21 protein-coding genes are annotated in these 20,839 nt (G+C 49.8%); 6 read left to right on the forward strand and 15 right to left on the reverse strand.

Features of this window, described 5'->3' with window-relative positions:
* Window positions 1-560 precede the first annotated feature (560 nt).
* Together M0R47_RS10600 and M0R47_RS10605 are read left to right on the forward strand one after the other, a co-directional pair.
* Window positions 561-899, forward strand: a complete 339-nt coding sequence (locus M0R47_RS10600) for a histidine triad nucleotide-binding protein (RefSeq protein ID WP_292554209.1) — start codon at window positions 561-563, stop codon at window positions 897-899.
* Between the two features lie 44 nt (window positions 900-943).
* Window positions 944-1,402 (forward strand): cupin domain-containing protein, encoded by a 459-nt coding sequence (locus M0R47_RS10605; protein ID WP_292554212.1) that lies wholly within the window; start codon window positions 944-946, stop codon window positions 1,400-1,402.
* Between the two features lie 77 nt (window positions 1,403-1,479).
* Here M0R47_RS10605 and M0R47_RS10610 read toward each other — a convergent pair whose 3' ends face one another.
* The 3 genes from M0R47_RS10610 to M0R47_RS10620 all read right to left on the reverse strand — a co-directional run bounded on the left by M0R47_RS10610 (window position 1,480) and on the right by M0R47_RS10620 (window position 4,994).
* Complete coding sequence (locus M0R47_RS10610) at window positions 1,480-2,091, reverse strand: exosortase system-associated protein, TIGR04073 family (protein WP_292554215.1); 612 nt, start codon at window positions 2,089-2,091, stop codon at window positions 1,480-1,482.
* A 51-nt stretch (window positions 2,092-2,142) separates the two neighbouring features.
* Entirely contained in the window at window positions 2,143-4,425 is a 2,283-nt protein-coding gene (locus tag M0R47_RS10615; RefSeq protein WP_292554217.1) for a Tex family protein, read from the reverse strand.
* Window positions 4,426-4,655: 230 nt separating this feature from the next.
* A complete protein-coding gene (locus tag M0R47_RS10620) occupies window positions 4,656-4,994 on the reverse strand; it encodes a YceK/YidQ family lipoprotein (protein ID WP_292554220.1) in 339 nt (112 codons plus the stop codon).
* A gap of 610 nt (window positions 4,995-5,604) precedes the next feature.
* Between M0R47_RS10620 and M0R47_RS10625 the strand changes: the two genes are divergently transcribed.
* From M0R47_RS10625 to M0R47_RS10635, 3 genes are all read left to right on the forward strand, one after another.
* Window positions 5,605-6,666: a Fic family protein gene (locus M0R47_RS10625; protein WP_292554299.1), complete on the forward strand. Its 1,062-nt coding sequence runs from the start codon at window positions 5,605-5,607 to the stop codon at window positions 6,664-6,666.
* Between the two features lie 137 nt (window positions 6,667-6,803).
* Window positions 6,804-7,046 (forward strand): hypothetical protein, encoded by a 243-nt coding sequence (locus M0R47_RS10630; RefSeq protein ID WP_292554224.1) that lies wholly within the window; start codon window positions 6,804-6,806, stop codon window positions 7,044-7,046.
* Window positions 7,033-7,401 (forward strand): PIN domain-containing protein, encoded by a 369-nt coding sequence (locus M0R47_RS10635; RefSeq protein ID WP_292554227.1) that lies wholly within the window; start codon window positions 7,033-7,035, stop codon window positions 7,399-7,401. The genes M0R47_RS10630 and M0R47_RS10635 overlap by 14 nt, the downstream gene beginning before the upstream one ends.
* A gap of 73 nt (window positions 7,402-7,474) precedes the next feature.
* On the opposite strand, the gene M0R47_RS10640 is transcribed toward M0R47_RS10635, so the two are convergent.
* The 7 genes from M0R47_RS10640 to M0R47_RS10665 all read right to left on the reverse strand — a co-directional run bounded on the left by M0R47_RS10640 (window position 7,475) and on the right by M0R47_RS10665 (window position 13,416).
* Window positions 7,475-8,635, reverse strand: coding sequence for a hypothetical protein (locus M0R47_RS10640; RefSeq protein ID WP_292554229.1), 1,161 nt, complete (start codon window positions 8,633-8,635; stop codon window positions 7,475-7,477).
* A 242-nt stretch (window positions 8,636-8,877) separates the two neighbouring features.
* On the reverse strand, window positions 8,878-9,288 hold the full coding sequence (locus M0R47_RS10645; protein WP_292554232.1) for a PIN domain-containing protein: 411 nt from the start codon (window positions 9,286-9,288) through the stop codon (window positions 8,878-8,880).
* Window positions 9,275-9,508, reverse strand: coding sequence for an AbrB/MazE/SpoVT family DNA-binding domain-containing protein (locus M0R47_RS10650; protein WP_292554236.1), 234 nt, complete (start codon window positions 9,506-9,508; stop codon window positions 9,275-9,277). The genes M0R47_RS10645 and M0R47_RS10650 overlap by 14 nt, the downstream gene beginning before the upstream one ends.
* A 348-nt stretch (window positions 9,509-9,856) precedes the next feature.
* Complete coding sequence (locus M0R47_RS10655) at window positions 9,857-10,693, reverse strand: quinoprotein dehydrogenase-associated SoxYZ-like carrier (RefSeq protein WP_292554238.1); 837 nt, start codon at window positions 10,691-10,693, stop codon at window positions 9,857-9,859.
* 40 nt (window positions 10,694-10,733) lie between these two features.
* Window positions 10,734-11,642 (reverse strand): quinoprotein relay system zinc metallohydrolase 2, encoded by a 909-nt coding sequence (locus M0R47_RS10660; protein ID WP_292554241.1) that lies wholly within the window; start codon window positions 11,640-11,642, stop codon window positions 10,734-10,736.
* Window positions 11,643-11,685: 43 nt separating this feature from the next.
* Window positions 11,686-11,781: an AbrB/MazE/SpoVT family DNA-binding domain-containing protein gene (locus M0R47_RS21920; RefSeq protein WP_366513194.1), complete on the reverse strand. Its 96-nt coding sequence runs from the start codon at window positions 11,779-11,781 to the stop codon at window positions 11,686-11,688.
* Window positions 11,782-12,102: 321 nt separating this feature from the next.
* A complete protein-coding gene (locus tag M0R47_RS10665; RefSeq protein ID WP_292554244.1) occupies window positions 12,103-13,416 on the reverse strand; it encodes a YihY/virulence factor BrkB family protein in 1,314 nt (437 codons plus the stop codon).
* A gap of 318 nt (window positions 13,417-13,734) precedes the next feature.
* Here M0R47_RS10665 and M0R47_RS10670 point away from each other — a divergent pair, with 318 nt between their 5' ends.
* Window positions 13,735-14,421: an SGNH/GDSL hydrolase family protein gene (locus M0R47_RS10670; protein WP_292554246.1), complete on the forward strand. Its 687-nt coding sequence runs from the start codon at window positions 13,735-13,737 to the stop codon at window positions 14,419-14,421.
* Window positions 14,422-14,457: 36 nt separating this feature from the next.
* On the opposite strand, the gene M0R47_RS10675 is transcribed toward M0R47_RS10670, so the two are convergent.
* From M0R47_RS10675 to der, 5 genes are all read right to left on the reverse strand, one after another.
* Window positions 14,458-15,816, reverse strand: coding sequence for a DUF4129 domain-containing protein (locus M0R47_RS10675; RefSeq protein WP_292554250.1), 1,359 nt, complete (start codon window positions 15,814-15,816; stop codon window positions 14,458-14,460).
* Entirely contained in the window at window positions 15,816-17,087 is a 1,272-nt protein-coding gene (locus tag M0R47_RS10680) for a DUF58 domain-containing protein (RefSeq protein ID WP_292554253.1), read from the reverse strand. Before M0R47_RS10680 ends, M0R47_RS10675 begins: the two co-directional genes overlap by 1 nt.
* Window positions 17,084-18,007, reverse strand: coding sequence for a MoxR family ATPase (locus tag M0R47_RS10685; protein ID WP_292554256.1), 924 nt, complete (start codon window positions 18,005-18,007; stop codon window positions 17,084-17,086). The genes M0R47_RS10680 and M0R47_RS10685 overlap by 4 nt, the downstream gene beginning before the upstream one ends.
* Window positions 18,008-18,486: 479 nt before the next feature.
* A complete protein-coding gene (gene tpx / locus M0R47_RS10690) occupies window positions 18,487-18,981 on the reverse strand; it encodes a thiol peroxidase (protein ID WP_292554259.1) in 495 nt (164 codons plus the stop codon).
* Between the two features lie 456 nt (window positions 18,982-19,437).
* Window positions 19,438-20,835, reverse strand: coding sequence for a ribosome biogenesis GTPase Der (gene der, locus M0R47_RS10695; protein WP_292554262.1), 1,398 nt, complete (start codon window positions 20,833-20,835; stop codon window positions 19,438-19,440).
* Window positions 20,836-20,839 lie beyond the last annotated feature (4 nt).

Raw genomic sequence — 20,839 nt, forward strand, 5'->3', positions numbered from 1 at the left:
AATGAGGGCGTTGTGTCATGGTATGAAAATATAGTCAGGGGTTCGGCACCACACCGATTGCATTGCCCGACCAGTCCAACGTGCCGAATCTGATGGGCACGGTGAGCTTGGCGGGCGTTACGCCTTTTATGATGGAGATCCCGGAACCACGTCTTATGCCTCCTTGGGTCCCGATGGCAGCTCCGGTTATCCGGTTATTTTCTCGGCAAAATGGCTTGCCGCTATGTCTCGTTTGAACTGCCTGAGGGTTATTTAGAACTAGCGCAGGCGCTATTAGTCGGGTATTTTGAAAAGCTGGAAAGAGGTTAATTCGTGAGGATACCTCAGAGTCGGGCCCGGTTGTATCTGTTTTTATTAAACCGCTACATTTCGATGCGTCAGCTCAAGACGTCTACAACCAATGCGCCGACCCTGCCCCACAAGCGCGCCGGGCATGTGGCGCAATTTGTGCGTGAGTGACCTTATGACTCTCGGCAGCCTTTCCCTGACCGGAGAAGGGGCGTATATTTTCACACCAACCGTGTCGGCCGCCCCGGCCGATCGTATAACAAGGAGAAATAATGACTGACTGCTTATTTTGCAAAATGGTTGCTGGCGATATCAAACCGGATGTGGTTTTCGAAGACGAGAATGTCCTGGCTTTCAGGGACATCAGGCCTCAAGCCCCGGTACATATCCTGATTATCCCCAAACGTCATATTGCTACCGTGAATGACCTGGACGACACCCTGCTGGCAGGCCAAATACTACAAACGGCGGCAAAACTGGCTAAACAGGAAGGCATTTCTGAAGCCGGTTACAGAACCGTGTTTAACTGCAACAGGAAAGGCGGACAGGACGTTTACCATCTGCATTTGCATCTACTGGGCGGCCGGCAAATGATCTGGCCGCCGGGTTAAGCGCACGATGCGTCGACTGATTGAATTTTAATAAAGTTATGCAAATGAACGTCAAAGCGCAATTCATGCTGCTCATTGCCTTATGCTGCCCATTTACAGCATTCGCTACGGATGAAAACCCTGACCTTAAAGTTACTCCACTCCTCAAGACCACCACCAGCTGGGACGGCAAGCCGATCGTCTATCCCAAAGGGCAAAGCGAAGTCACTACACTGATCGTTGAGATTGCGCCGGAGGGCGAGACCGGCTGGCACGAACATCCGGTACCCTCGTTCGGCTACATCATGGAAGGTGAGCTGGAACTAAAGCTTGCCACAGGCCAGGTTAAAATCCTGCATTCAGGCGACGTTTTGCCCGAGTCTGTAGGCGTGCTTCACAATGGCCGCAACATAGGCGAAGAGCCGGTCAAGATTCTGGTGTTTTATATGGGCGAAGTCGGCAGCAAGCTTAGCGTTGCGCACCCGGAATTTGCTCCTGTGCCATTCCCTGACTCGGAACAGTGATTCCTGAATAATAGCCTCACACAAAAAAGCCCGGCAGGTTTCCGCCTCCGGGCTTTTTCGTTTTTAGCGCCAACGCACTATTTTTTCATTCTTTTTTTGAAAACTTCATCCAGTTTCTGGTTGGTTTCCTGGTTGTACTGCTTGGAGTTATCAATCGGCTCCGGCTTGGGCGCTACAGGGGCGGGCGCGGCAACGACAGGCTGCGGGATTGGCGCTTGAACGATAGCCTCTTCTTCCGGACTCTGGTCTAAACGAAATACCGGACCGAAACTGGTATCCACATCAAAATCATCCCAAACATACAGTGGGTAAGCTATAGGCTTGGTTGGAAGGGGGATCGTGACCAAATCGGCAACTCCCACCCCTAAGCGTCCCGCCATGACGACCACGCCTTTAAATACTCCCCCGACAATACCATAAAAGACATTGCTTTCATTAGTCGTATTAATAATGTTTTTGGGGATTTCCAGTATGCCTGCGGTCAGATTAGCAAAGCTATTCAGCGCCTTATTGCCAACCTTGCTGCCATAGCTGTCGCCAAAGCTCTGGTTTGGATATATACCTCGTTGAGCAGAGGGTGCATAGGCCGCCATGCCATAACCCTGTTGCTGCGTCTCGGCCTGAGTCACCGGCGCACATGCCGCAAACAGGCTGGCAAATAAAACAAAAGAACGACTGAATTTACGCATTTCAAATCCTGTTGGTATGTTAATAATTGACTCAGTATAGCAGAGCTACAATTATTTACTGGTTCGCGCCTTGGCGAATGCGTTAGCCATTGCGCTTTGTACCGGCGCCTGCTGCTTGGGCTTATGCGCAGTCGGCTTTTGATTATTTCGTTCGGGCCTGACGTCGCTCGCCTCGGGATTTGTTTTCATCGATAGAGAAATCCGTTTGCGCTCGACATCGACCTCCAGCACCGTCACTTTAACCATCTCGCCGGTTTTAACCGCATCCCTGGGGTCTTTGACAAAAGTATCCGATAAATGGGAGATATGCACCAAGCCGTCCTGATGTACGCCAATATCAACAAATGCACCGAAGTTGGCAACGTTGGTGACTACGCCGTCCAGCCTCATGCCGACTTCAAGGTCGGTGATTTTCTCGATGCCTGCCTTGAACTCGACGCTTTTGAATTCCGGCCTCGGATCGCGGCCGGGCTTTTCCAGCTCCAGCAAGATGTCGGTCACCGTCGGCAAACCGAAATGTTCGTTAGTATAATTGCCAGGATTCAAACCGCGTAGGAACTGGCTCTGACCGATCAGGTCGCGGATCGATTTCCCGGTGCTGCCGATGATCGCCTCAACCACCGGGTAAGCCTCGGGATGCACCGAAGATGCATCCAGCGGGTTGTCGCCGTTCATGATGCGCAGGAATCCCGCCGCCTGTTCATAAGCTTTGTCGCCCAATCGCGGCACTTTTTTCAATTGCTTGCGGTTGGCGAACGGGCCGTTCTCATTACGAAAGGCGACGATATTTTCACTGATGCTGGCGGACAAACCGGATACCTGTTTAAGCAGGGCTACCGATGCGGTGTTCACATCAACGCCGACCGCGTTTACGCAATCCTCGACCACGGTATCCAGCCCTTTGGCTAACTGAACCTGATTCACATCATGCTGGTATTGGCCGACGCCGATCGATTTGGGATCGATTTTGACCAGCTCGGCCAACGGGTCCTGCAAGCGCCTGGCGATAGAAACCGCACCGCGCAAAGACACATCCAGCGCGGGGAATTCCTTGGCCGCCAGTTCGGACGCCGAATACACCGACGCGCCCGCCTCCGACACGGTGATTTTGGTGAATTTAAGTTCGTTGTGCCGCTTCATCACATCGGCTACCAGCTGGTCGGTTTCCCGAGAACCGGTGCCGTTGCCTATGCTGACCAAATCGACTTTGTGCTTTTGAATCAGTTTTGCCAGCGTATCTATCGATCCGTCCCAGTCCTTACGCGGCGGATGCGGGTAAATGGTGTCTGTCGCCAGCAGCTTGCCGGTAGGATCGACAATCGCAACCTTAACGCCGGTGCGTATGCCGGGGTCCAGGCCCATCGTCGCTTTAGGCCCGGCCGGTGCGGCCAACAGCAAATCTCTTAAATTGCTGGCGAAAACCCGGATCGCTTCCAGTTCGGCGGCTTCGCGCAGCCTGAGTTTTAAATCCAGGTCGATACGGGTGTACAGCTTGATTTTCCAGGCAAAACGCGCGGTTTCCGCCAGCCAGGCATCCGCGGGTTTTGAGCTGTCGGTAATATTCAGGTGACGGGCGACAAATTGGGCGCAAAGATCATGTTCCGCTTTGTCGTCAGTGCCGGGTTTAAGCGTTATATTTAACAAATCCTCATTGCGTCCGCGAAATAACGCCAATGCCCGGTGCGAGGGGATCTTGTTGATGGCTTCCTCGTAATCGAAATAATCCTTGAACTTCGCCGCTTCCTGTTCCTTTCCGGTCACCACCGTGGCATGAACAATGCCTTTTTGCCAGATGCGCTCACGCAGTTCGGCTAATAATTCAGCATCTTCGGAAATGCGCTCCATAATGATTTGTCGTGCGCCATCCAAAGCGGCGGCAACATCAGCCACGCCTTTGTCTGCATCGATAAAGCCTGCGGCGACTTGCTCGGGAATCAGGCTGCGGTCGTCCAACAAGGCATCGGCCAGCGGCTCCAGCCCCGCTTCACGGGCGATCTGCGCTTTAGTGCGGCGCTTGGGTTTATAGGGTAAGTACAAATCTTCCAGCAGCGTTTTGGTGTCGGCATCGATAATAGCTTTTTCCAGTTCCGGCGTCAGCTTGCCTTGCGAGGCGATGCTGTCCAGAATCGTTTGGCGTCGCGCGTTCAGCTCGCGCAAATAGCCCAACCGCTCTTCAAGCAGCCTTAATTGAGTATCGTCCAGACCGCCGGTCACCTCTTTTCGGTAGCGGGAAATAAACGGGACAGTCGCGCCCTCATCCAATAAGTTGACAGCGGCGCTGACTTGCTTGACGTTAACGGCTAATTCTTCGGCAATGCGTTGGATTACATCCATTTTTCAATTCTTGGGCAGTTAAAAGATAAGCCCATTTTAGCAGCTAGATAAGGAGATGGATAAAAGTCTTTCTGGGAATTTAAGAAAATCTGGGCGGGCAATCTGCTCCAACTAATAAGCACAGGTCCTTAACACACTGGCTATTAGCTTTCAGGCATGGTATAGGCGTAAGGCGGCTCGCGTAGCAGACCGCCAATCACTATTAACAAAGCCCGGATTAAATCATCCGATCATGGCGGATTGTTAACGTGCTTTCCCTTTTCAGCGTTCTCTACGGAATATTTTGGCGCGTAAATCCGATAAAGATCATAGGGCACCACAACCGTGTCGAACACGGCCGAGAAAGGCAGGTCCAAAAGAAGGAGTGTTGTTACCATGCCCTTGGCCCAAACTGAGTCCGGATTCTTGCCGCTGAATACCCCGCCGGTATCTTTTATGTCCCGCTGAATGCCGGGATAGACCGTCCACTCTTTATCAGGGGTTTCGGTTCTAGCGCGTATGCTTGAGCAACCCAGCATAAAAAAACTGATGAAAACAACCGTTATCCACCTTCCAATCGCTGACTTCATAGATTTTCCTAATAAACCAATGAGGGAGTGAGACGGGCGTACTTTTTTACGATCTTGATCGCGCCCGGCGGCGCAGTCAATATGGGAAGACACGTAGTATCGTGCTTACAGAATCGTAAATGTTTGCCGGAATGGACAACAGTATGCCTGAATGACCAATTTTTAGCCGTTTTAACAAAAACGCCAGCAGGGATAGGTACTTATACTGACAAGACATAGGTCAACCACAAGGTTATCCACAGTTTTTGTGGATAACCCACAACCTCCTCTAACACCAAAGTAAGGCCGTAGATGTGCTGGCAACATGAAGCAATCGATCGCAATTGATGCGCTTCGTTCTTCGGCACGTTCTATGGCTCTGAGGCCAAAGTAAATCACCAAATCATGGCGGATTGCTAACGCGAATCCGCCCTACAGCATTTAATTCTTGTGCAGTTTAAAATGCGCGCATGTAGCAGCGAGGCATGGAATTGGAGAAAAGTCTTTGCTATGTCTGAACTGTTGCGGAGATAACATTTCACAATGTCCGCACTTAATGCGGAGAAAATAGCATGACGACCTACATCTGGCAGCATCCCGACTGGCCCAATTGGCGCTATGACATAACGCGATTAGCGGCACCGCTGGGACGGTTCGGCATGCGCAAGGCCGCCTGTTGGGTCGCATGGAATCGCTGGGCTTCAAACTACGGGATGAAGCCTGGCTGCAAACATTGACCCAAGATGTCGTCAAAACCAGCGAGATCGAAGGCGAACGCCTGGACACTGAACAGGTGCGCTCATCAATCGCCCGGCGCCTGGGCTTGGACATCGGCGCTTTGGCGCCCGTAGACCGTCATGTCGAAAGCATTGTCGAGATGATGCTTGATGTCGCTCAGCGCCATGCCGAAGCATTGACGATCGAGCGCCTGTTCGCTTGGCACGGCGTCTTGTTTCCGACCGGGCGTAGCGGCTTGGCGCAGATTCGGGTAGCCGCATGGCGCGACGATACGAACGGCTCGATGCAAGTCATCTCCGACTCCGTCATTAATCCATGCGGCCGCGAAAAAGTGCATTACATTGCGCCACCGGCAAACCGGCTGACAGCGGAAATGGCCGCTTTCCTGGACTGGTTCGAGCGGCCCGATCAGCTCGATCCGGTGCTCAAAGCGGGACTAGCGCATTTATGGTTCGTCACCCTGCACCCGTTCGATGACGGCAACGGCCCTATCGCCCGCGCCATCGGCGACATGGCATTGGCAAGGTCGGAGCAGAGCCAGCAACGCTTCTACAGCCTCTCGGCGCAGATTCAGCAAGAGCGGACAGACTACTATAACGTACTGGAACGCAGCCAAAAAAGCGATCTGGACGTAACCGAGTGGCTGCTGTGGTTTCTCGCGTGTCTGCAACGCGCCATCGTCCGAGCGGACGAAACACTTTCAGCCGTGCTGGCAAAAGCCAAATTCTGGGAGCACTTTGCCGATGTACCAATGAACGAGCGCCAGATCAAAGTGCTCAACCGGCTGCTGGACGGCTTAGAAGGTAAGTTGACCACATCCAAGTGGGCCAAGCTGGCGAAATGCTCTCAGGACACCACCTACCGCGACATTCTCAATCTTATGGAATTAGGCGCATTGGTAAAAGCGGAGGGTGGCGGGCGTAGTACCAGCTATGAATTGGCGCTATCAAAGTAATCAAGCCCATTTAGCACTGTCACCTTACGCTAGGTGTAGCAGTGGAAACAGCCAAAAGACCTGCGTGAATTTGAAGAAAATTTTACTTTTTCCAGCGATGAAGCATAAGCTACAAACTTTAAAAGAGGATATAAACCATGGCAATCATAGAATTAGACGATGAAACGGCTGTCTTACTTAATGAATTGGCAGAGCATGAACATATTAGCCCGGCGCAATTATTAAAAAATCTGACGCTAGTCTATCGCAACACACAACAAGCCCATCATGCCGAGCAGCCTGAATTACTGACCGACTTTGCCGGAATACTAAAAAACTCTCCCTCATTCAGAGGCAACCCATTAGAGATTCAACAGGCGATGCGTGATGAATGGTCTTAGCTATCTGCTTGATACCAATACCATCATTGGCTTGCTTAAAGGCAATGACGAAGCCATTTCCATTCTAAGCGGCATCAGTCTGCCTGCTTGCGGGTTTAGCGCCATCACTCGGATGGAATTGTTGAGTTACCCCGATTTGGCTATGGATGAGGAACAGGCCATCAACCGTCTATTGGATCGGATGACGCATTTGGCGATTAGCCCGTTGATTGAAGATTTAACGATACAATTTAGGCATCAACACCGCGTCAAATTACCCGATGCCATTATCGCCGCCACGGCCACCGCGCATGACATTAAACTATTAACGCTGGACAAAAAACTTGCCGTGAAGTTGCAAGGTCAGTTTGTGTAGGTTGAGCAAACAGCCTTATCGTTTGCCCAACAGTGACCACGCGGTAATGTTGGGCAGAAAAGTGTTGCCCAACCTACCCGGCTGCATTCCCACGCGGCGCCTGGGAATGAGAGCACAAGATACCCAATTCTATTTCCAGTTGTGATATTAGAGAATCTCTATGATTGCTTCTATCTTCGCAAGTGAAGTTCGGGGATTTATAAACTCTGTTTTCAATATTTATTGCTTGGTTGAATAAAGCATTCAGTTTTGTTAGATCAGAGGAATTGATATATCCATGATTTTTGCATGAGTCGAAGTTTCTTTCCTTATAAACATGGATAGCAATCAACAATATCTTGCCGAATGCATTGTCGTCACTCGCAAATAAGAATTCTTCATCTTCTTTCTTGTTTTCCCATTTTTTGAAAAAATGCCTAATAATAAATAGGTCCCAAGTCATGTTGCGGATATTTTTTGATTTATCGCATGTGGCATCGCTTGGATTATATTTCATCATTCGTTTTATTGGTTTGCATCCAAAAATAACCAATGCATATACTAAGCTAGGAACACCCATTCTGAAATCTTCCACAAGCCACTTTAGATATGTGCTTAGCTTTTTACGATCAGAAACAGACTCATCGTATTTTATGGCAACTATTTTTAAAGTCATTAAATAAAGAGATTTCCATTCGTCTGGCTTTTGATATGAAAGTATCTCTTGTTTAATTGAATTGCGAGCTAAATCCGTATTGTGATTTAGATTAATATGGCTTGACTTGCTTAGTGCATAATTAGCCAGTGCAGTTGTCTCAGAGTTATTTATTCTATTAAATAAAGTTAAGTCATCTAATATATTATCTATGCTATCGCTTTCAAGTTTTTCGTGGACTGCGAAAAAAGGATTTATTTCTATTTCTGATAGTTGACAAAAAGCAAGTAAAGCAGCAGCGCCTCTGTGTTTCTCTTTGTCTGGGTTTCTTACGATTTTTAGTAAAAAATCGTAAATATTTGTATCCAATACGATGGTATATTTTCTGTTGTAGATTTTCTTGGCAAGCAAGTAATTTGATATATCGTAAAGATTTGACTCATCTTCTAAATTAAAATTATGAAATAGCCATTTCTGGCTTGAAATCAGTGAAACTATTTCTTTAGCATAGTTAGGGCAAAAAGCTAAAGCTTTGTAACCTAAGAACTCTGGAAAAATTAAAATTTTTAATTGTCTGTTTATAAAATTAAATCCGAACATGATTGGCTATTCCAAGGTCAATAGGATGTGCTGAACGAAGTGAATCGCATCAACCGCGAACGATGCGCCTCCTACAACGCTAGCATATCTAACTTGCAAAATCATTTAATAGCCTTCACACAAAAAGATTCCGAGTCTCGCATTGTGCATTTAAAAAAATGAGGGCTTGCATCTTGCACACAAGATACTGGCTATAGATATTTCATGGTTATTTTCAACAATGCCAACCCTAATGATTCTTCTTAATTATCCAAAAAAGGATTTGCAACCACTAATTGACCATCAATTTCCTGACCATGCTGCATATCTTCCGAATATAAAACGGTGCAGCCGGATTCAACAGCCGAGCTGACGATCATGCTGTCGTACAGAGAAAAACCGAATCGCTCCGCAATATCCAGCCCGCGTTCGTGGGTATCGGCAGTCAACGCTTGGGCTTGACATACGGTGCGTACTGTTGCCAGTACATCGCGTATTTCGGCATAGCTCATGCCCAGTTTTCGGAATGCAACCGAGGCGAATTCATTAAGCACTTGAACGCTGATGATGCCGCCCGCTGCAATGATCGCTTCGGCTCGATCCGCTTTGGCGTTATCTTCGGACAGTAAATACAACAACACATTGGTATCTAAAAACGGCTTATCGTTCTTCATGAGCTTCCAAGCGGTCGAACTTGAAGTCGGCGGGTAAGCGCCCCCGATATTTACGCAACCGAGCTAACAATTCTTGCGAACTGGGTTTCTTCTCAAGTTCGAAAACCCGTTCACCGGCGATATGAATCTCGATGTCATCGCCTTCTTTAAGTTGAAGCGCTTCGACAACCGGCGCGGGCAATCTTACAGCCAAACTATTACCCCATTTTGCGACTTGCATGACGGACTCCTATGCTGGAAAGATATACGGGCCTTCATTGTATATCCATGCTAATTGACTGTCTAATGCTACTTTGTGCGGCTAACAAGATGGGCTGAAGTTCTACTTTTTAAGTTATTTTCCGTATGGTCGCTTTAACATCTCTGTGTTCTGGATCCCGGCACAAATATGTCTGGAACAGATTTGCATTAACCCGAAGGGCGTCAGGCAGGAAGCCTGACGTGAATCCATGCCGGGATGACGTGCTATGTAGATGCTTATACATTCAAAGGATGGGGGCGGGTGATAATCATGCGCTTTTAATCATATCCGGTGAGCTATTAACACTTGCAATACTTATTTTTAAAACTACGGCTGAACTCTAAACGTCTCGGTAAAAGTATTGCCTTCGCTGCACACATCCCTCTTCGTCGGCAATTCGCAGGACGTATCGGTCACTTCGGCTTTCAGCTCGCCTGCTTTATCCGGCACGAAATAGAACCTGAAATTAGGGTCTGAGCTAATCGCAATATCGGTTTTTGCGGTAAAGACCGGCTTGCCGTTGAACGTCACTTTAACGTCCTTAACAAAATGCGATTTTTTAATAAAGCGCGTTATTTGATCCATTTGCATGCCGGTAATGTTCGGGTGACTGATCATCAGCTGTACCAGATTCGGTTCGCCGATTTTGACTTCGTCTTCCAGCCTGAACTTCATTTTTCCCAGACGGCTCATGGCTTCATCCAGATTGGCGCCAATCGGGGCGGAACAGCCGCCGCTGGCTTTGACGAATTTTTTGGTCATGATCAATTTGCCGTCGTTCATTTGGGCAATCGCGCGAATAAAGCTGTTGGAATTAACCCGTATCCGCATCGCCACATCGGCTTTGCCGCTGTCCGGGGCAAAGCCGAAATCACCGACGAATGGAAACGGGTTGCTATCGACCAGCACCAGGATGCGCTTGATGTAGTTATCCTTGGTTTGCTTGATTTTGCTGGTGATTTTAAACGGCACTAAGGCCGGATCTTCGGCGCGCATAGGCGCTTCCAGCTCGATGACATCGTTGGATTCTTCAATCGCTTGCTGAGCGAAATACTCCGGCTTCAAAACGCGGTTCCAGATATTTTCGTCCTCGGCCGCTGTGGCCGCGGCAACCGGCAATAATGTAGCTAGCAAGATGGCCGGTAATAATTTTTTGTAGTTCATAATATTTTCCAGTTTGGTTTTAATTGGCGGGCTTGTAATGCTATTCCCATTCTAACTCGGCAAAAGCGGTGGTGACATTCTTGCGGTGATAGTCATCGAACAAAGCCCAGCTGTTTTTTTCGGAGTAACCGATGGTTTGCACGGCATCTTCCAGATGCCGGCCTTTTTTAATTGCGGCGCGAATTTCGGTCTGTAACAAGGTCAGGTAATGCTTTTCCGGCTGGATGCTTTGCGGCCAATCGGTGACTACATCGCCATGCCCCGGAATTACATACCGGAAAGACTGTTTCTCCAGTTTTTCGATTTCCGCCAGCCAGCCTTTCAAGCTGCCGTCCAGCGTCGGCACGTGCTCGGTAAACAGCAAATCCGACAGCCATAGCGTGTCGCTTTCCTGATCGTACACGCTCAAATCGTTATCGGTATGCGCAGCGGGATGGGCTTTTAAGACTAATGTCCGTCCGCCCAAGTCCAGTTTCATGCTGTCGTTGACTTCGATATCGGGAGGAATTAAATCGGCGGCGCTCATTTTGACGCCCAATTGATCCGCGGCTTTGTCCAGATAATACGAGCCGCGCGCGGCCATCGCCCTGGCCAGTTTATGGTGGCCGACAAATTTGACTCCGGCCGCTTTGAAAGCGCTGTTGCCGTTAATATGGTCGGGATGGACATGGGTGTTGATCACGTAGCAAATCGGCGTTTTTGTGGTTTCGGTAACGGCTTGTTTTAACGCCGCGCCTTGCTCGGGATTGCCGCCGCTATCAATGACCGCGACGCATTTTTGCCCGACAATAAAACCCAGGTTGGCGATTTCGCCGTGATTTTTGCTGTCTGGAAATAGATGTTTGCCAAAATGGACATATATGCCTGAGGTAATTTCTTTAACCGGCAAAGCGGCGGCTGTGGCTTGTGCGGACACCATGAATAAAGCAAACAGCAATAAAATTCTCATTAGTTTTCCTTTTTGAAGATGTTTTTAATTAGCGAAGAGGACGTTAATAAAAATCCGCTAAACATTTATATAAGCCAATATCATCGCCTTCTTTAAGTTGAAGCGCTTCGGCAACCGGCGCGGGCAGTCTTACGGCCAAGCAATTACCTCATTTGACGACTTGCATGACAGATTCCGCTATTATTTTTATTGTATATCCATGCTAATTGGCTGCCTAATGATTGTTTGTGCGGCGAGGATGCTGGACTTAGGCCGTCATTCTTCTAAGGCTCGAACTGCGCAGTAATGGCATAGTCCATTGATATTGAGAGAACGTGTACCGGGCGCTTTAGCTTTTGCATTTAAAGAATGCGTTAAAAGCTAATTTGATTCTGCCAGCGTGCTCGGGACAAATAACTGGTTTTTTCGAAAACGGCAGGGATTAAGACAATATTCTATCGCTTTGGTTCAACGCGACCGCTTACTGAATATCTTTCAGTAAACGGTCTTGTTCAGAGGCTTCGATTATTTTTCTGAAACTATTGACGGCATTCATAAACAGCGGGTCCTGCTTGATGCCCGGTAAATGGTTTTGCCCGCACTGTTCCAATGCATTAACAACATAAGAAATAGTGAGCATATTAATATCAACCGCTGGCTGATAGACCTCATATTCCTTCTGGTCTTTAAACTCGACAATAATATGGCTAGCCACTAACTTTAATAAAATGGATTGAATAATGGCTATCGGGATATCCATATTTTTAGCTATTTGGGCTGCCGTTAAGGGATTATTCAAGGGAATAAAATTTTTAATAATCATGTGCGTAATTTGAAGTGCAATGACTTTTTCCAGGGAAAAGCTCAAGTTGGAAAACTCGCTGCTATGTTGGTAATTTTCATAATTCTGCAAAAAGAAAGCTATTTCACAGCCGAATAGGACAATCATCCAGCCAATTTGCAACCAAATGACGAACAAGGGTAACGCTGCAAAACTGCCGTAAATTGCGTTGTAATCGGACACACCAAACTGCAAGCTTAAATAAGCCCACTGCGCCAAATTATACATAATAGCGGTAATAAAACCGGCAATGATGCCGGCTTTGTAATTGATTTTACGGTTGGGCATAAAAACAAGCATGAAGGTAAACAGCCCCGTCATAAGCAGTAAGGGCAACAAGCTTAGCGCCCTAATGACCAGCCAATTGCCAATCCCGGATAAGTTAATAAAGTCTACTAACCAAGTAAGCTGTGTTGTGAGAAAGACTGTGATGCTGCCGGATATTATTAAAATAACCGGAGCCAATAGCATTAGAGATAAATAATCACTGAATTTACGACTTAGTGCTCGGCCTTGCTCTACTTTCCAGATGTAGTTGAATGACTCTTCGATATTGCCGATGACTTTAATAACGGTCCAGAACAAAATAATAATACCGGTTCCCGCAACAACCTCTCCTTTAGTGCTTTCCAGCAGATTTTGCGCAAAATCGATTAATTGCAATACCATAGTTTCCTGGCTGGGTATTTTCTCGATTAATTGCTGTTTCATCATTTTTTCAAAGCCGAAACCCTTAGCGATGCCAAACAGCATCGCGATGATAGGCACTATCGACAATATCGTATAAAGCGTTAATGCAGATGCCCTGAGTGAACACAAATCGCGCGAGAAACCCTGGACGGACAATAGTATTATTTTTAACGATTTGACTATCTTTGCTTTAAATAGCGAAAGCTTATCCTCTTGTAACAGCCATATATCTTTTTTAAAAAAATTGATTATGTTGAGTTCCATAGGCTGATTTTATGCATTTGAGTTAAAATTATTTAAACAGGCGGGATAGTTTAAAAGCACGCCAATGCAGTATATGCTCTCTGCTCGTTCGACCTCAGCAATCAGAACGGGTACTGCATATTCTGCCGCAGTTTTAGAAACTATAAATAATTTTGAGCAAACAATAAGCATCAGGCTTTAGTGCAACTTGCCCCGACTATTGATATTAAGTGATTCGTCAATTGGCAACGATGCTTGAGGCTGCTTCAATAAATAATTGTTTGTGACCGCCCGTTAAAAACTGTCTTTAAACACATAAAAAAAGCAGAGTAGAATCACATGCAAAACCTTGTAACGCATGAACTCAAGGCATCGTCGGTACGAGAAATATTAGTACTTGGCGACTCCCATACTACCGTTTTCTCTCACCCGTTGTTTAAAGAAAGATTTCCAAACGTGCTGCTCAATGTGCTTACCGTTATTGGCGCCACGGCATCAGGGCTGGAAAATCCCAATTCAGCAACCAAAGCCTATCCTGTCTTCAGGAAAGCCGCCTGCGAAACCGCCGCAAAGCGAGTCGTCGTGATGCTGGGCGAAGTCGATACCGGTTTTGTCATTTGGTACCGGGCGCAAAAATATCAGGAGTCTGTCGCTGCGATGATGAACCAAGCCATCGCCAGCTATTCCGGGTTTTTGGCTGAATTAAAAATGCGCTTCGAGGTTGTCTGCATCAGCACCCCGCTACCTACCATTCAGGATGACAACGACTGGGGCGACATTGCCAACGCCAGACGGGAAGTCACCGCCTCACAAACGGACAGAACCGGGCTGACCCTGGAATTCAACCGGACCATGCAGCGATTTTGCGCACAAAACGGCATCCGCTACCTCATGCTGGATGATTTGTCTCTGGGTGAACACGGCATCGTCAAGGCTGACCTGCTCAATAATAATCGCAGCGACCATCACTATGATCCAGACCAATACTCCCGCTTGCTGGTTGAGGGGTTAACGGGGGTGATTTGATGGATACGTAATGGACGTGGCGACACATTCTCCTCTCTACCCACTCAACACTCGAAAAATACGGCGATAACGCTCACGCATGAATTGGACTTGCTCAGCATCGGGCGCTTGGGCTCCATAGCGGCCATTCTCGAACTGGAGAGTGACTGCCTGCAATTCAAGACGTAGCGCCGGACGCACCAAGCTCATGCGGCGTAAATATTCCTGCGTGTTGAGAGTTTCCGGGCGGGCTTCGCCGTACAGCGCGAACAGTCGTTCCACAGCACCGTAGAATTGCCGGACACCCTCGCGTCCGGAATGGTGACGCCCGAACACGGCATAACGTAAATAATCAAAGCGGGTGCGCAGCCACATACCGGCCCTGACTTCCCGCAGCAGGAAGAAAAGGCCGGTAGCCAGAGCCAGCAGCATCAACGCCAACAGCGAGCCGAGCACCTTGTCGAGATTTTTTTGCAGCCATTTTTTAAACGCCTCCCACCAGTCATTCAAGGTTTGTAAAATGGGTGCGAGCTGCTGTTGCAGCGCTTCGGTAGCATCAGCCATGGTCATGATGGTGGTGGACTGCCAACGGGGCATTCCTTTGCGTTGAGCGGCCTGCCGCATTTCAGACGGAGTGGGCCATGGGCTGCGGGCCGGTTGCATGCCGCCGAAAGCGCCGCCCGAGCCGCCGGCTCCTTCCCCAGCTGTCCCCGGATTGCTGCCTTGTCGGCCTTGTTCCGGTTCGCCCTCGTGCGCCATACCTATGGCCGCAGGCAGGCCGTAGCTTGAACTCAAGGTCATCCAGCTCATCTGCGGGGTAACGGCATAAAATGCGGCTCCTACTATCAGGATGGACAGCGTTGCCGAAGCAATGGCAGCCGCCTGTCCTCCGAACATTTTTTGCTCCAGGCTAAGACTGCGAACTTCCTCCGCCCGGCGATTGATCTGCTCTGCCGCCAGCGTAAACACCACGGCGATTACAAACGGCACCAGATAAAACAGCATGGTCCAGTCAGCCCGAAAGTGGGAGGAAGCGAAGATCGCCATCACCAGCGCCACCAGCAGGCCGAGGTATAACTGGCGGCGGGTAGTAAGCACGCAGTTGTAGGAGGCTTGCAAAAAAGCCAGCAGATAGATGCCCGCTCGCGGCAGCCCCCAGACATACAAAAAGAAAGTTATGAATAGAAATAGCCCCAGCCACATCACGCACTTCTGCCACGTGCGGCTGACTTCTGAGGCCTCGCCGTGCTGACTCCAGCCGCACCATAGGGTTACGCCGAATAACATTCCCCAAAGCAGGGTCTCAGTAGCAAAGCCGCCATAACCAACGTCAAGGTAGGCATTGCAGCAGATAGCCAGCAGCAAGCTGGCGAACAGCCCCAGGTAAGCGGGCGTATAAGTGAGCGGCGGACTCATCAGGGATTAAAAAGGCGCATCAAATCGTCGCCGCGGCGCACAGTCACCACCTGCGCGCCCAAGTCCAACAGGCCGGCAAACAACGCCGATTCAGTGAGCGTTGCCCCGCCGCCAGCGGCCAGGAAAGATGGCCGTTCGAAGCAAACCGCCAACAAATGTGCACCGCGTGAACGCAGCAAGGCCAACGATTGCAGAGTGTCCACTGCGCGCTCCGACGGTTCGGCGAGAAAAACCACCACGGTTTCACCAATAAGACAATCGCCGGCTGCTTTATCCAGCATCACGCGATAAGGCGTATCGCCATCCGCGTCAACGACCGCCAGCCGCTCCAAAATTTCACCAAAGTGAGCTTCGCCCTGCCCTGCCTTTATATTGATAGCCTGCTTGCCTTGTCCGGCCAGCCGCACTGGCATGCTGTTATCGCATGCAAGTCGCGCCAATGATGCGGCGATTTTGACTGCGTATTCCAGCGTTGCATGTTTGCCCTGCCCGACATTGGCGTCAGCCGCCAAGTCCAAGACCAGATACAAACAGGGAGAGGCCAGAGGCTCATATTCTTTCACCATCAATTGGCTGAGGCGGGCGCTGGTGGGCCAGTGCACGTGACGTGGATTATCGCCACGACGATAATCGCGCAAGCTCCGAAATTCGGCAGAACCCGCTCCGTTGGGCAGGAAATGCCCTCCTCTATGGATCAGGCTGGGCGATCCCTGCAAAGGCCATGCGGCAATAGGGAAAATTTCGGGATAAACGATTAGAGTGCTCAAGCCTTCCCGCTTGCCGCGCCGGGCTTCAGAAAGCCCCAATGGAAAGCTGGTGGAAAGTCCCACCGGCCCTAGCTGGTACAGTCCGCGTTTTTCGCAGATCAAATTCACTTGAAAGCCTCGTTGATCCAGGCTTGGAATGTATCCGATCAGGCCCAGCGACACGTTTTCCGGCGCACGTCCCTTGCCCGCGCCGACAAAAGGCAAACGATCCACCACCTCTACCATAAAACGAGGCAGCCAGCCGCGGTTTTCCACCGTCACATCCAGAGTGATAACCTTGCCCTCTGCCGCCTTGTCCGGACCGCTACGCCGCACCGTCAACCTGCTGACCAACCAATGGGGCCAAGCAAAGCCAATCACCAGACTGGCGGACAGAACGGCGGCAACGCCCCAAATCAGCGGCTGACTCCGGTTCAGCGCCGAACAGTAGACCACCAAAGTTAGGCCTGCCAGCACCAGCGGCATGGCGATACGCCGCCGTGGGACAACTATTGCGGTACTCATACCGGCGGCGGCACCTGATCCAGCACTTCGGCCAAGATTTCCCGCGCCGTCCGTCCCTGAGCAGCAGCCTGGGGCCGCAGGATCAGGCGGTGTTCCAATACCGGCCCGGCCATGGTCTTAATCGCGTCTGGCGTCACATACGGTTGTTTACGCAATAAAGCCAAGCCTTGGGCAGCGCGGATCAACGCCAAGGTGCCGCGCGGACTGGCGCCCAAACGCAACTGCGGATGCTGACGGGTGGCAGCGCTGATGCGAGCCACGTACTGCCCCACCAGCGGTTCCATATGCACAGCTCGTACTGCCTCTCTTGCCGCCAAAAGATCGGCCTCGTCGACCACTGCTTGCAAATGCCCGATGGGATGGGAATCAGCTTGGGCGTAGATCATGCGCGTCTCCTCCTCTACCGAGGGGTAGCCCACACTCAGCCGCATGAAAAAGCGATCCAACTGGGCCTCGGGCAGCACATAAGTACCTGCCATCTCGATAGGATTTTGCGTCGCCAGCACCATGAACACTTTGGGCAAATCGTAAGTATGCACATCCACGCTGACGCGGAATTCTTCCATACATTCCAGCAGGGCGGACTGGGCGCGAGGCGTAGCCCGATTAATCTCATCCACCAACAGGATATTGGTAAAAACCGGGCCGGGGCGAAACTCGAATTCAGAGCTTTTCTGGTTGAACACCGGCACACCGGTCACGTCTGAAGGCAGCAAATCCGGAGTGCATTGCAAGCGCTTGCAATCCATCGCCACGGAACGGGCCAAAGCGCGAGCCAGCATGGTTTTACCCGTGCCGGGCACGTCTTCCAGCAGCACATGCCCCCGACACAGCAACGAAATCACCGCCAATTCGATCACCGGCCGCTTGCCGATTATGACCTTTTCGATGTTTTCGATTAGATTCTGGATAGTATTCATAAACTTCCACGTTATTAGAAAAAATTGCAAGCAACCTGATGATTATAAGGTTAATGCTTTTTTAAAAACTGTTAACCACTTCCGCCGAGCCTGAATTTGACCATCTAATGCCATAACTTTAGACAACTCTTCCTGGCCGTAGGTATTTTATCGTGACTGCACTTTGCAATTATTTTTCAACGGCATTTACAGATAGAACCGCTCTCTTTTGTGTTCCGGTTACAGCCTCAATGACCTGCCGCTGGCAACAACCAAAAGTTCATGGATGACGCAAGATATAAACCTTGAATACCTACCAACGTTTTCAATCTGCGGCCATTATTCTTATGAGCCGGAAGTTTAATGGGCCGCCGATAAAATACGACTTTGTAGCAGTACGAGATTCATCCCTGCTAAATTGACTTTCGCAGCTCCTTTCGTAAGGCCATGAAAGTCAAGCCCATTTAATTGCACTTGTCCGGGCAGACGATAAAGCCGATTTACAATACCGCCAAGGCGCTTTCATAATCCGGTTCATTAACAAGCTCGCTGACCAATTGCGTATAAATCACTTTGTCATGCTCATCGATAATGACGACCGCTCTGGCCGTTAAACCGCGCAGGAAAGTATCGGCAATAGTCACGCCGTAGTCATCGGAAAAGCTGGAGCGAAAGGTTGATAAAGGAATGACGTCTTTTAAGCCCTCTGTTTCGCAAAAACGGCTTTGCGCAAAAGGCAAGTCGGCGGAAATGGCTAACACGACGGTATTGTCCAGATGCGCGGCTTTTTGGTTGAATTTGCGTGTTGACGCAGCACAGGTTGGTGTATCGAGGCTGGGGACGATATTCAGGACTTTTCTTTTTCCAGCGTAAGTCGCCAGCGTGACATCCACTAACTCGCGGCTGGTCAGGGAAAATGCCGGCGCATCGCTGCCTATTGCGGGCAATTCGCCGGATGTGTTTAGAGGTTTGCCTTGGAATGTGATGGTCGCCATGATTGTTTCCTGTAGTGTTAATTTAATGACAAACGGTTGCCTTGCAGAGGCGAGTCGCAGGCCGGAATACCCATAGGGCACAAGTAATCAGCCGGAAAAGCTTCCGCTCCTCGGTAACTGCTCCCTGCGTTGCCTACAGGGATGTAGGTACTTAGCGTGAGCAGTTACCGAGGAGCGGAAGCTGCGCCTAAAGTGCCTACTGTTGGTGCTCTCGATTGCTGTTCCCGACGCAATTCTACCTCCTGCATAACCCACAGGGATGTGGGGAATGCAGAGAAATGACAGGATCATTTCCTGTCTTTGCAGTCGTTCGCGCCTTTGTGGTGATTAATGCTTTCACAGTCTCTGGAGCTTGGGAACCAGAGAGCGGTTTAAGTTGACACCTTTGCCCTTCGCCCTTCGCCCTTCGCCCTTCGCCCTTCGCCCTTCGCCCTTCGCCTTGCGCCTTGCGCCTTACTAATCTCTTTTCTTGCTCTTCACCCGCTTCATCAAGCGCTCTTTCTTTTTCACTTGCCACTCGTTCAGCTTGTTCTTTTTCCCGTGGAATGGATTGGCCGGCGACTTGAACACCAAGCGTATCGGCGTTCCGACCAAGTCCATTTTATCGCGGTAGTAGTTCATTAAATAGCGTTTGTAAGACTCCGGCAATACGTCGGTTTGCACGCCGTGAATCACTACGATTGGCGGGTTTCTGCCGCCCTGATGCGCATATTTCAGCTTAATGCGGCGGCCATTCACTATCGGAGGCTGATGCGCGGTGGTAGCTTCTTTCAGGATACGGGTCAGCACCGGCGTGGACATGTCGAGCATTGCCGCTGCGTACAATTGCTGCACGACATCAAACATTTTACCGACGCCACTGCCGTGCAAGGCGGAAATCGGATGCTTTTCGGCAAACTCAAGAAAGGACAGTTTGACGTCGAGTTGCCGGTATATGGTTGCCTTTTGGTCGGCGCTGATGCCGTCCCATTTGTTCAAGCCGATAATCAGGGCTCTCCCCGCTTCCAGTACCAAGCCTAACAAATGCGCGTCCTGGTCGGTGATGCCTTCCCGTGCATCGATCAAGTAAATGACAACATTGGCTTTTTCAATCGCTTGCAATGATTTAATGACGCTGAATTTTTCAATGGTTTCGGCTATTTTGGACCGCCTGCGCATCCCGGCAGTATCGATCAGGGTGAATTTCTTGCCGTTGCGTTCAAAAGGAATATAGATACTGTCGCGTGTGGTGCCCGGCTCATCAAACACGATGACCCGCTCTTCACCCAGCAGGCGGTTGACCAGCGTCGATTTGCCGACATTAGGCCTTCCGACCACTGCAATACCGATGCCGCTGTGTTCTTCTTCGACTTCGCCCTTGCCAGGCGGCAATAGTTGGTTAACTTTTTCCAATAATTCGGGTATGCCCCTGCCATGGGAAGCGGCGATCTGCACCGGCTCGCCCAATGCCAGCGAATAGAAATCCGATGAGGCAACACTGGCGTCAATACCGTCGGTCTTGTTGGTGACCAATATGACCGGCTTATCCAGCTTTCTCAGGGTATCGGCGATAACCTTGTCGGAAGCGCTCAGGCCTTCACGCGCGTCCACCATGAAGAACACGACATCCGCCTCTTCCAGTGCGACCTGCACCTGTTTTCTGGCAAAGCTCTCTATGCCTTCCGCATCATCGGCTATGCCGCCGGTATCGACGACCAGACAAGGGCGGTCGCCCAGTTTTACCCTGCCGTATTGCCGGTCGCGGGTTAATCCTGAAAAATCCGCAACCAAAGCATCGCGGCTGCGCGTTAAATAATTGAATAATGTGGATTTTCCAACATTAGGTCGCCCTACTAAGGCTATTACAGGTAACATATTT

This window comes from Methylobacter sp. (assembly GCF_023227905.1).
Lineage (GTDB): Bacteria > Pseudomonadota > Gammaproteobacteria > Methylococcales > Methylomonadaceae > Methylobacter_A.

Excerpts from the sequence above, each read along its gene's own strand:
- M0R47_RS10650 (WP_292554236.1), bottom strand. The coding sequence starts at position 9,508 with ATGCAAGTCGCAAAATGGGGTAATAGTTTGGCTGTAAGATTGCCCGCG.
- M0R47_RS10640 (WP_292554229.1), bottom strand. The coding sequence starts at position 8,635 with ATGTTCGGATTTAATTTTATAAACAGACAATTAAAAATTTTAATTTTT.
- M0R47_RS10615 (WP_292554217.1), bottom strand. The coding sequence starts at position 4,425 with ATGGATGTAATCCAACGCATTGCCGAAGAATTAGCCGTTAACGTCAAG.
- M0R47_RS10665 (WP_292554244.1), bottom strand. The coding sequence starts at position 13,416 with ATGGAACTCAACATAATCAATTTTTTTAAAAAAGATATATGGCTGTTA.
- der (WP_292554262.1), bottom strand. The coding sequence starts at position 20,835 with ATGTTACCTGTAATAGCCTTAGTAGGGCGACCTAATGTTGGAAAATCC.
- M0R47_RS10635 (WP_292554227.1), top strand. The coding sequence starts at position 7,033 with ATGAATGGTCTTAGCTATCTGCTTGATACCAATACCATCATTGGCTTG.
- M0R47_RS10655 (WP_292554238.1), bottom strand. The coding sequence starts at position 10,693 with ATGAACTACAAAAAATTATTACCGGCCATCTTGCTAGCTACATTATTG.
- M0R47_RS10670 (WP_292554246.1), top strand. The coding sequence starts at position 13,735 with ATGCAAAACCTTGTAACGCATGAACTCAAGGCATCGTCGGTACGAGAA.
- M0R47_RS10605 (WP_292554212.1), top strand. The coding sequence starts at position 944 with ATGAACGTCAAAGCGCAATTCATGCTGCTCATTGCCTTATGCTGCCCA.
- tpx (WP_292554259.1), bottom strand. The coding sequence starts at position 18,981 with ATGGCGACCATCACATTCCAAGGCAAACCTCTAAACACATCCGGCGAA.
- M0R47_RS10645 (WP_292554232.1), bottom strand. The coding sequence starts at position 9,288 with ATGAAGAACGATAAGCCGTTTTTAGATACCAATGTGTTGTTGTATTTA.
- M0R47_RS10630 (WP_292554224.1), top strand. The coding sequence starts at position 6,804 with ATGGCAATCATAGAATTAGACGATGAAACGGCTGTCTTACTTAATGAA.
- M0R47_RS10685 (WP_292554256.1), bottom strand. The coding sequence starts at position 18,007 with ATGAATACTATCCAGAATCTAATCGAAAACATCGAAAAGGTCATAATC.
- M0R47_RS10675 (WP_292554250.1), bottom strand. The coding sequence starts at position 15,816 with ATGAGTCCGCCGCTCACTTATACGCCCGCTTACCTGGGGCTGTTCGCC.
- M0R47_RS10660 (WP_292554241.1), bottom strand. The coding sequence starts at position 11,642 with ATGAGAATTTTATTGCTGTTTGCTTTATTCATGGTGTCCGCACAAGCC.
- M0R47_RS10610 (WP_292554215.1), bottom strand. The coding sequence starts at position 2,091 with ATGCGTAAATTCAGTCGTTCTTTTGTTTTATTTGCCAGCCTGTTTGCG.
- M0R47_RS10600 (WP_292554209.1), top strand. The coding sequence starts at position 561 with ATGACTGACTGCTTATTTTGCAAAATGGTTGCTGGCGATATCAAACCG.
- M0R47_RS10620 (WP_292554220.1), bottom strand. The coding sequence starts at position 4,994 with ATGAAGTCAGCGATTGGAAGGTGGATAACGGTTGTTTTCATCAGTTTT.
- M0R47_RS10680 (WP_292554253.1), bottom strand. The coding sequence starts at position 17,087 with ATGAGTACCGCAATAGTTGTCCCACGGCGGCGTATCGCCATGCCGCTG.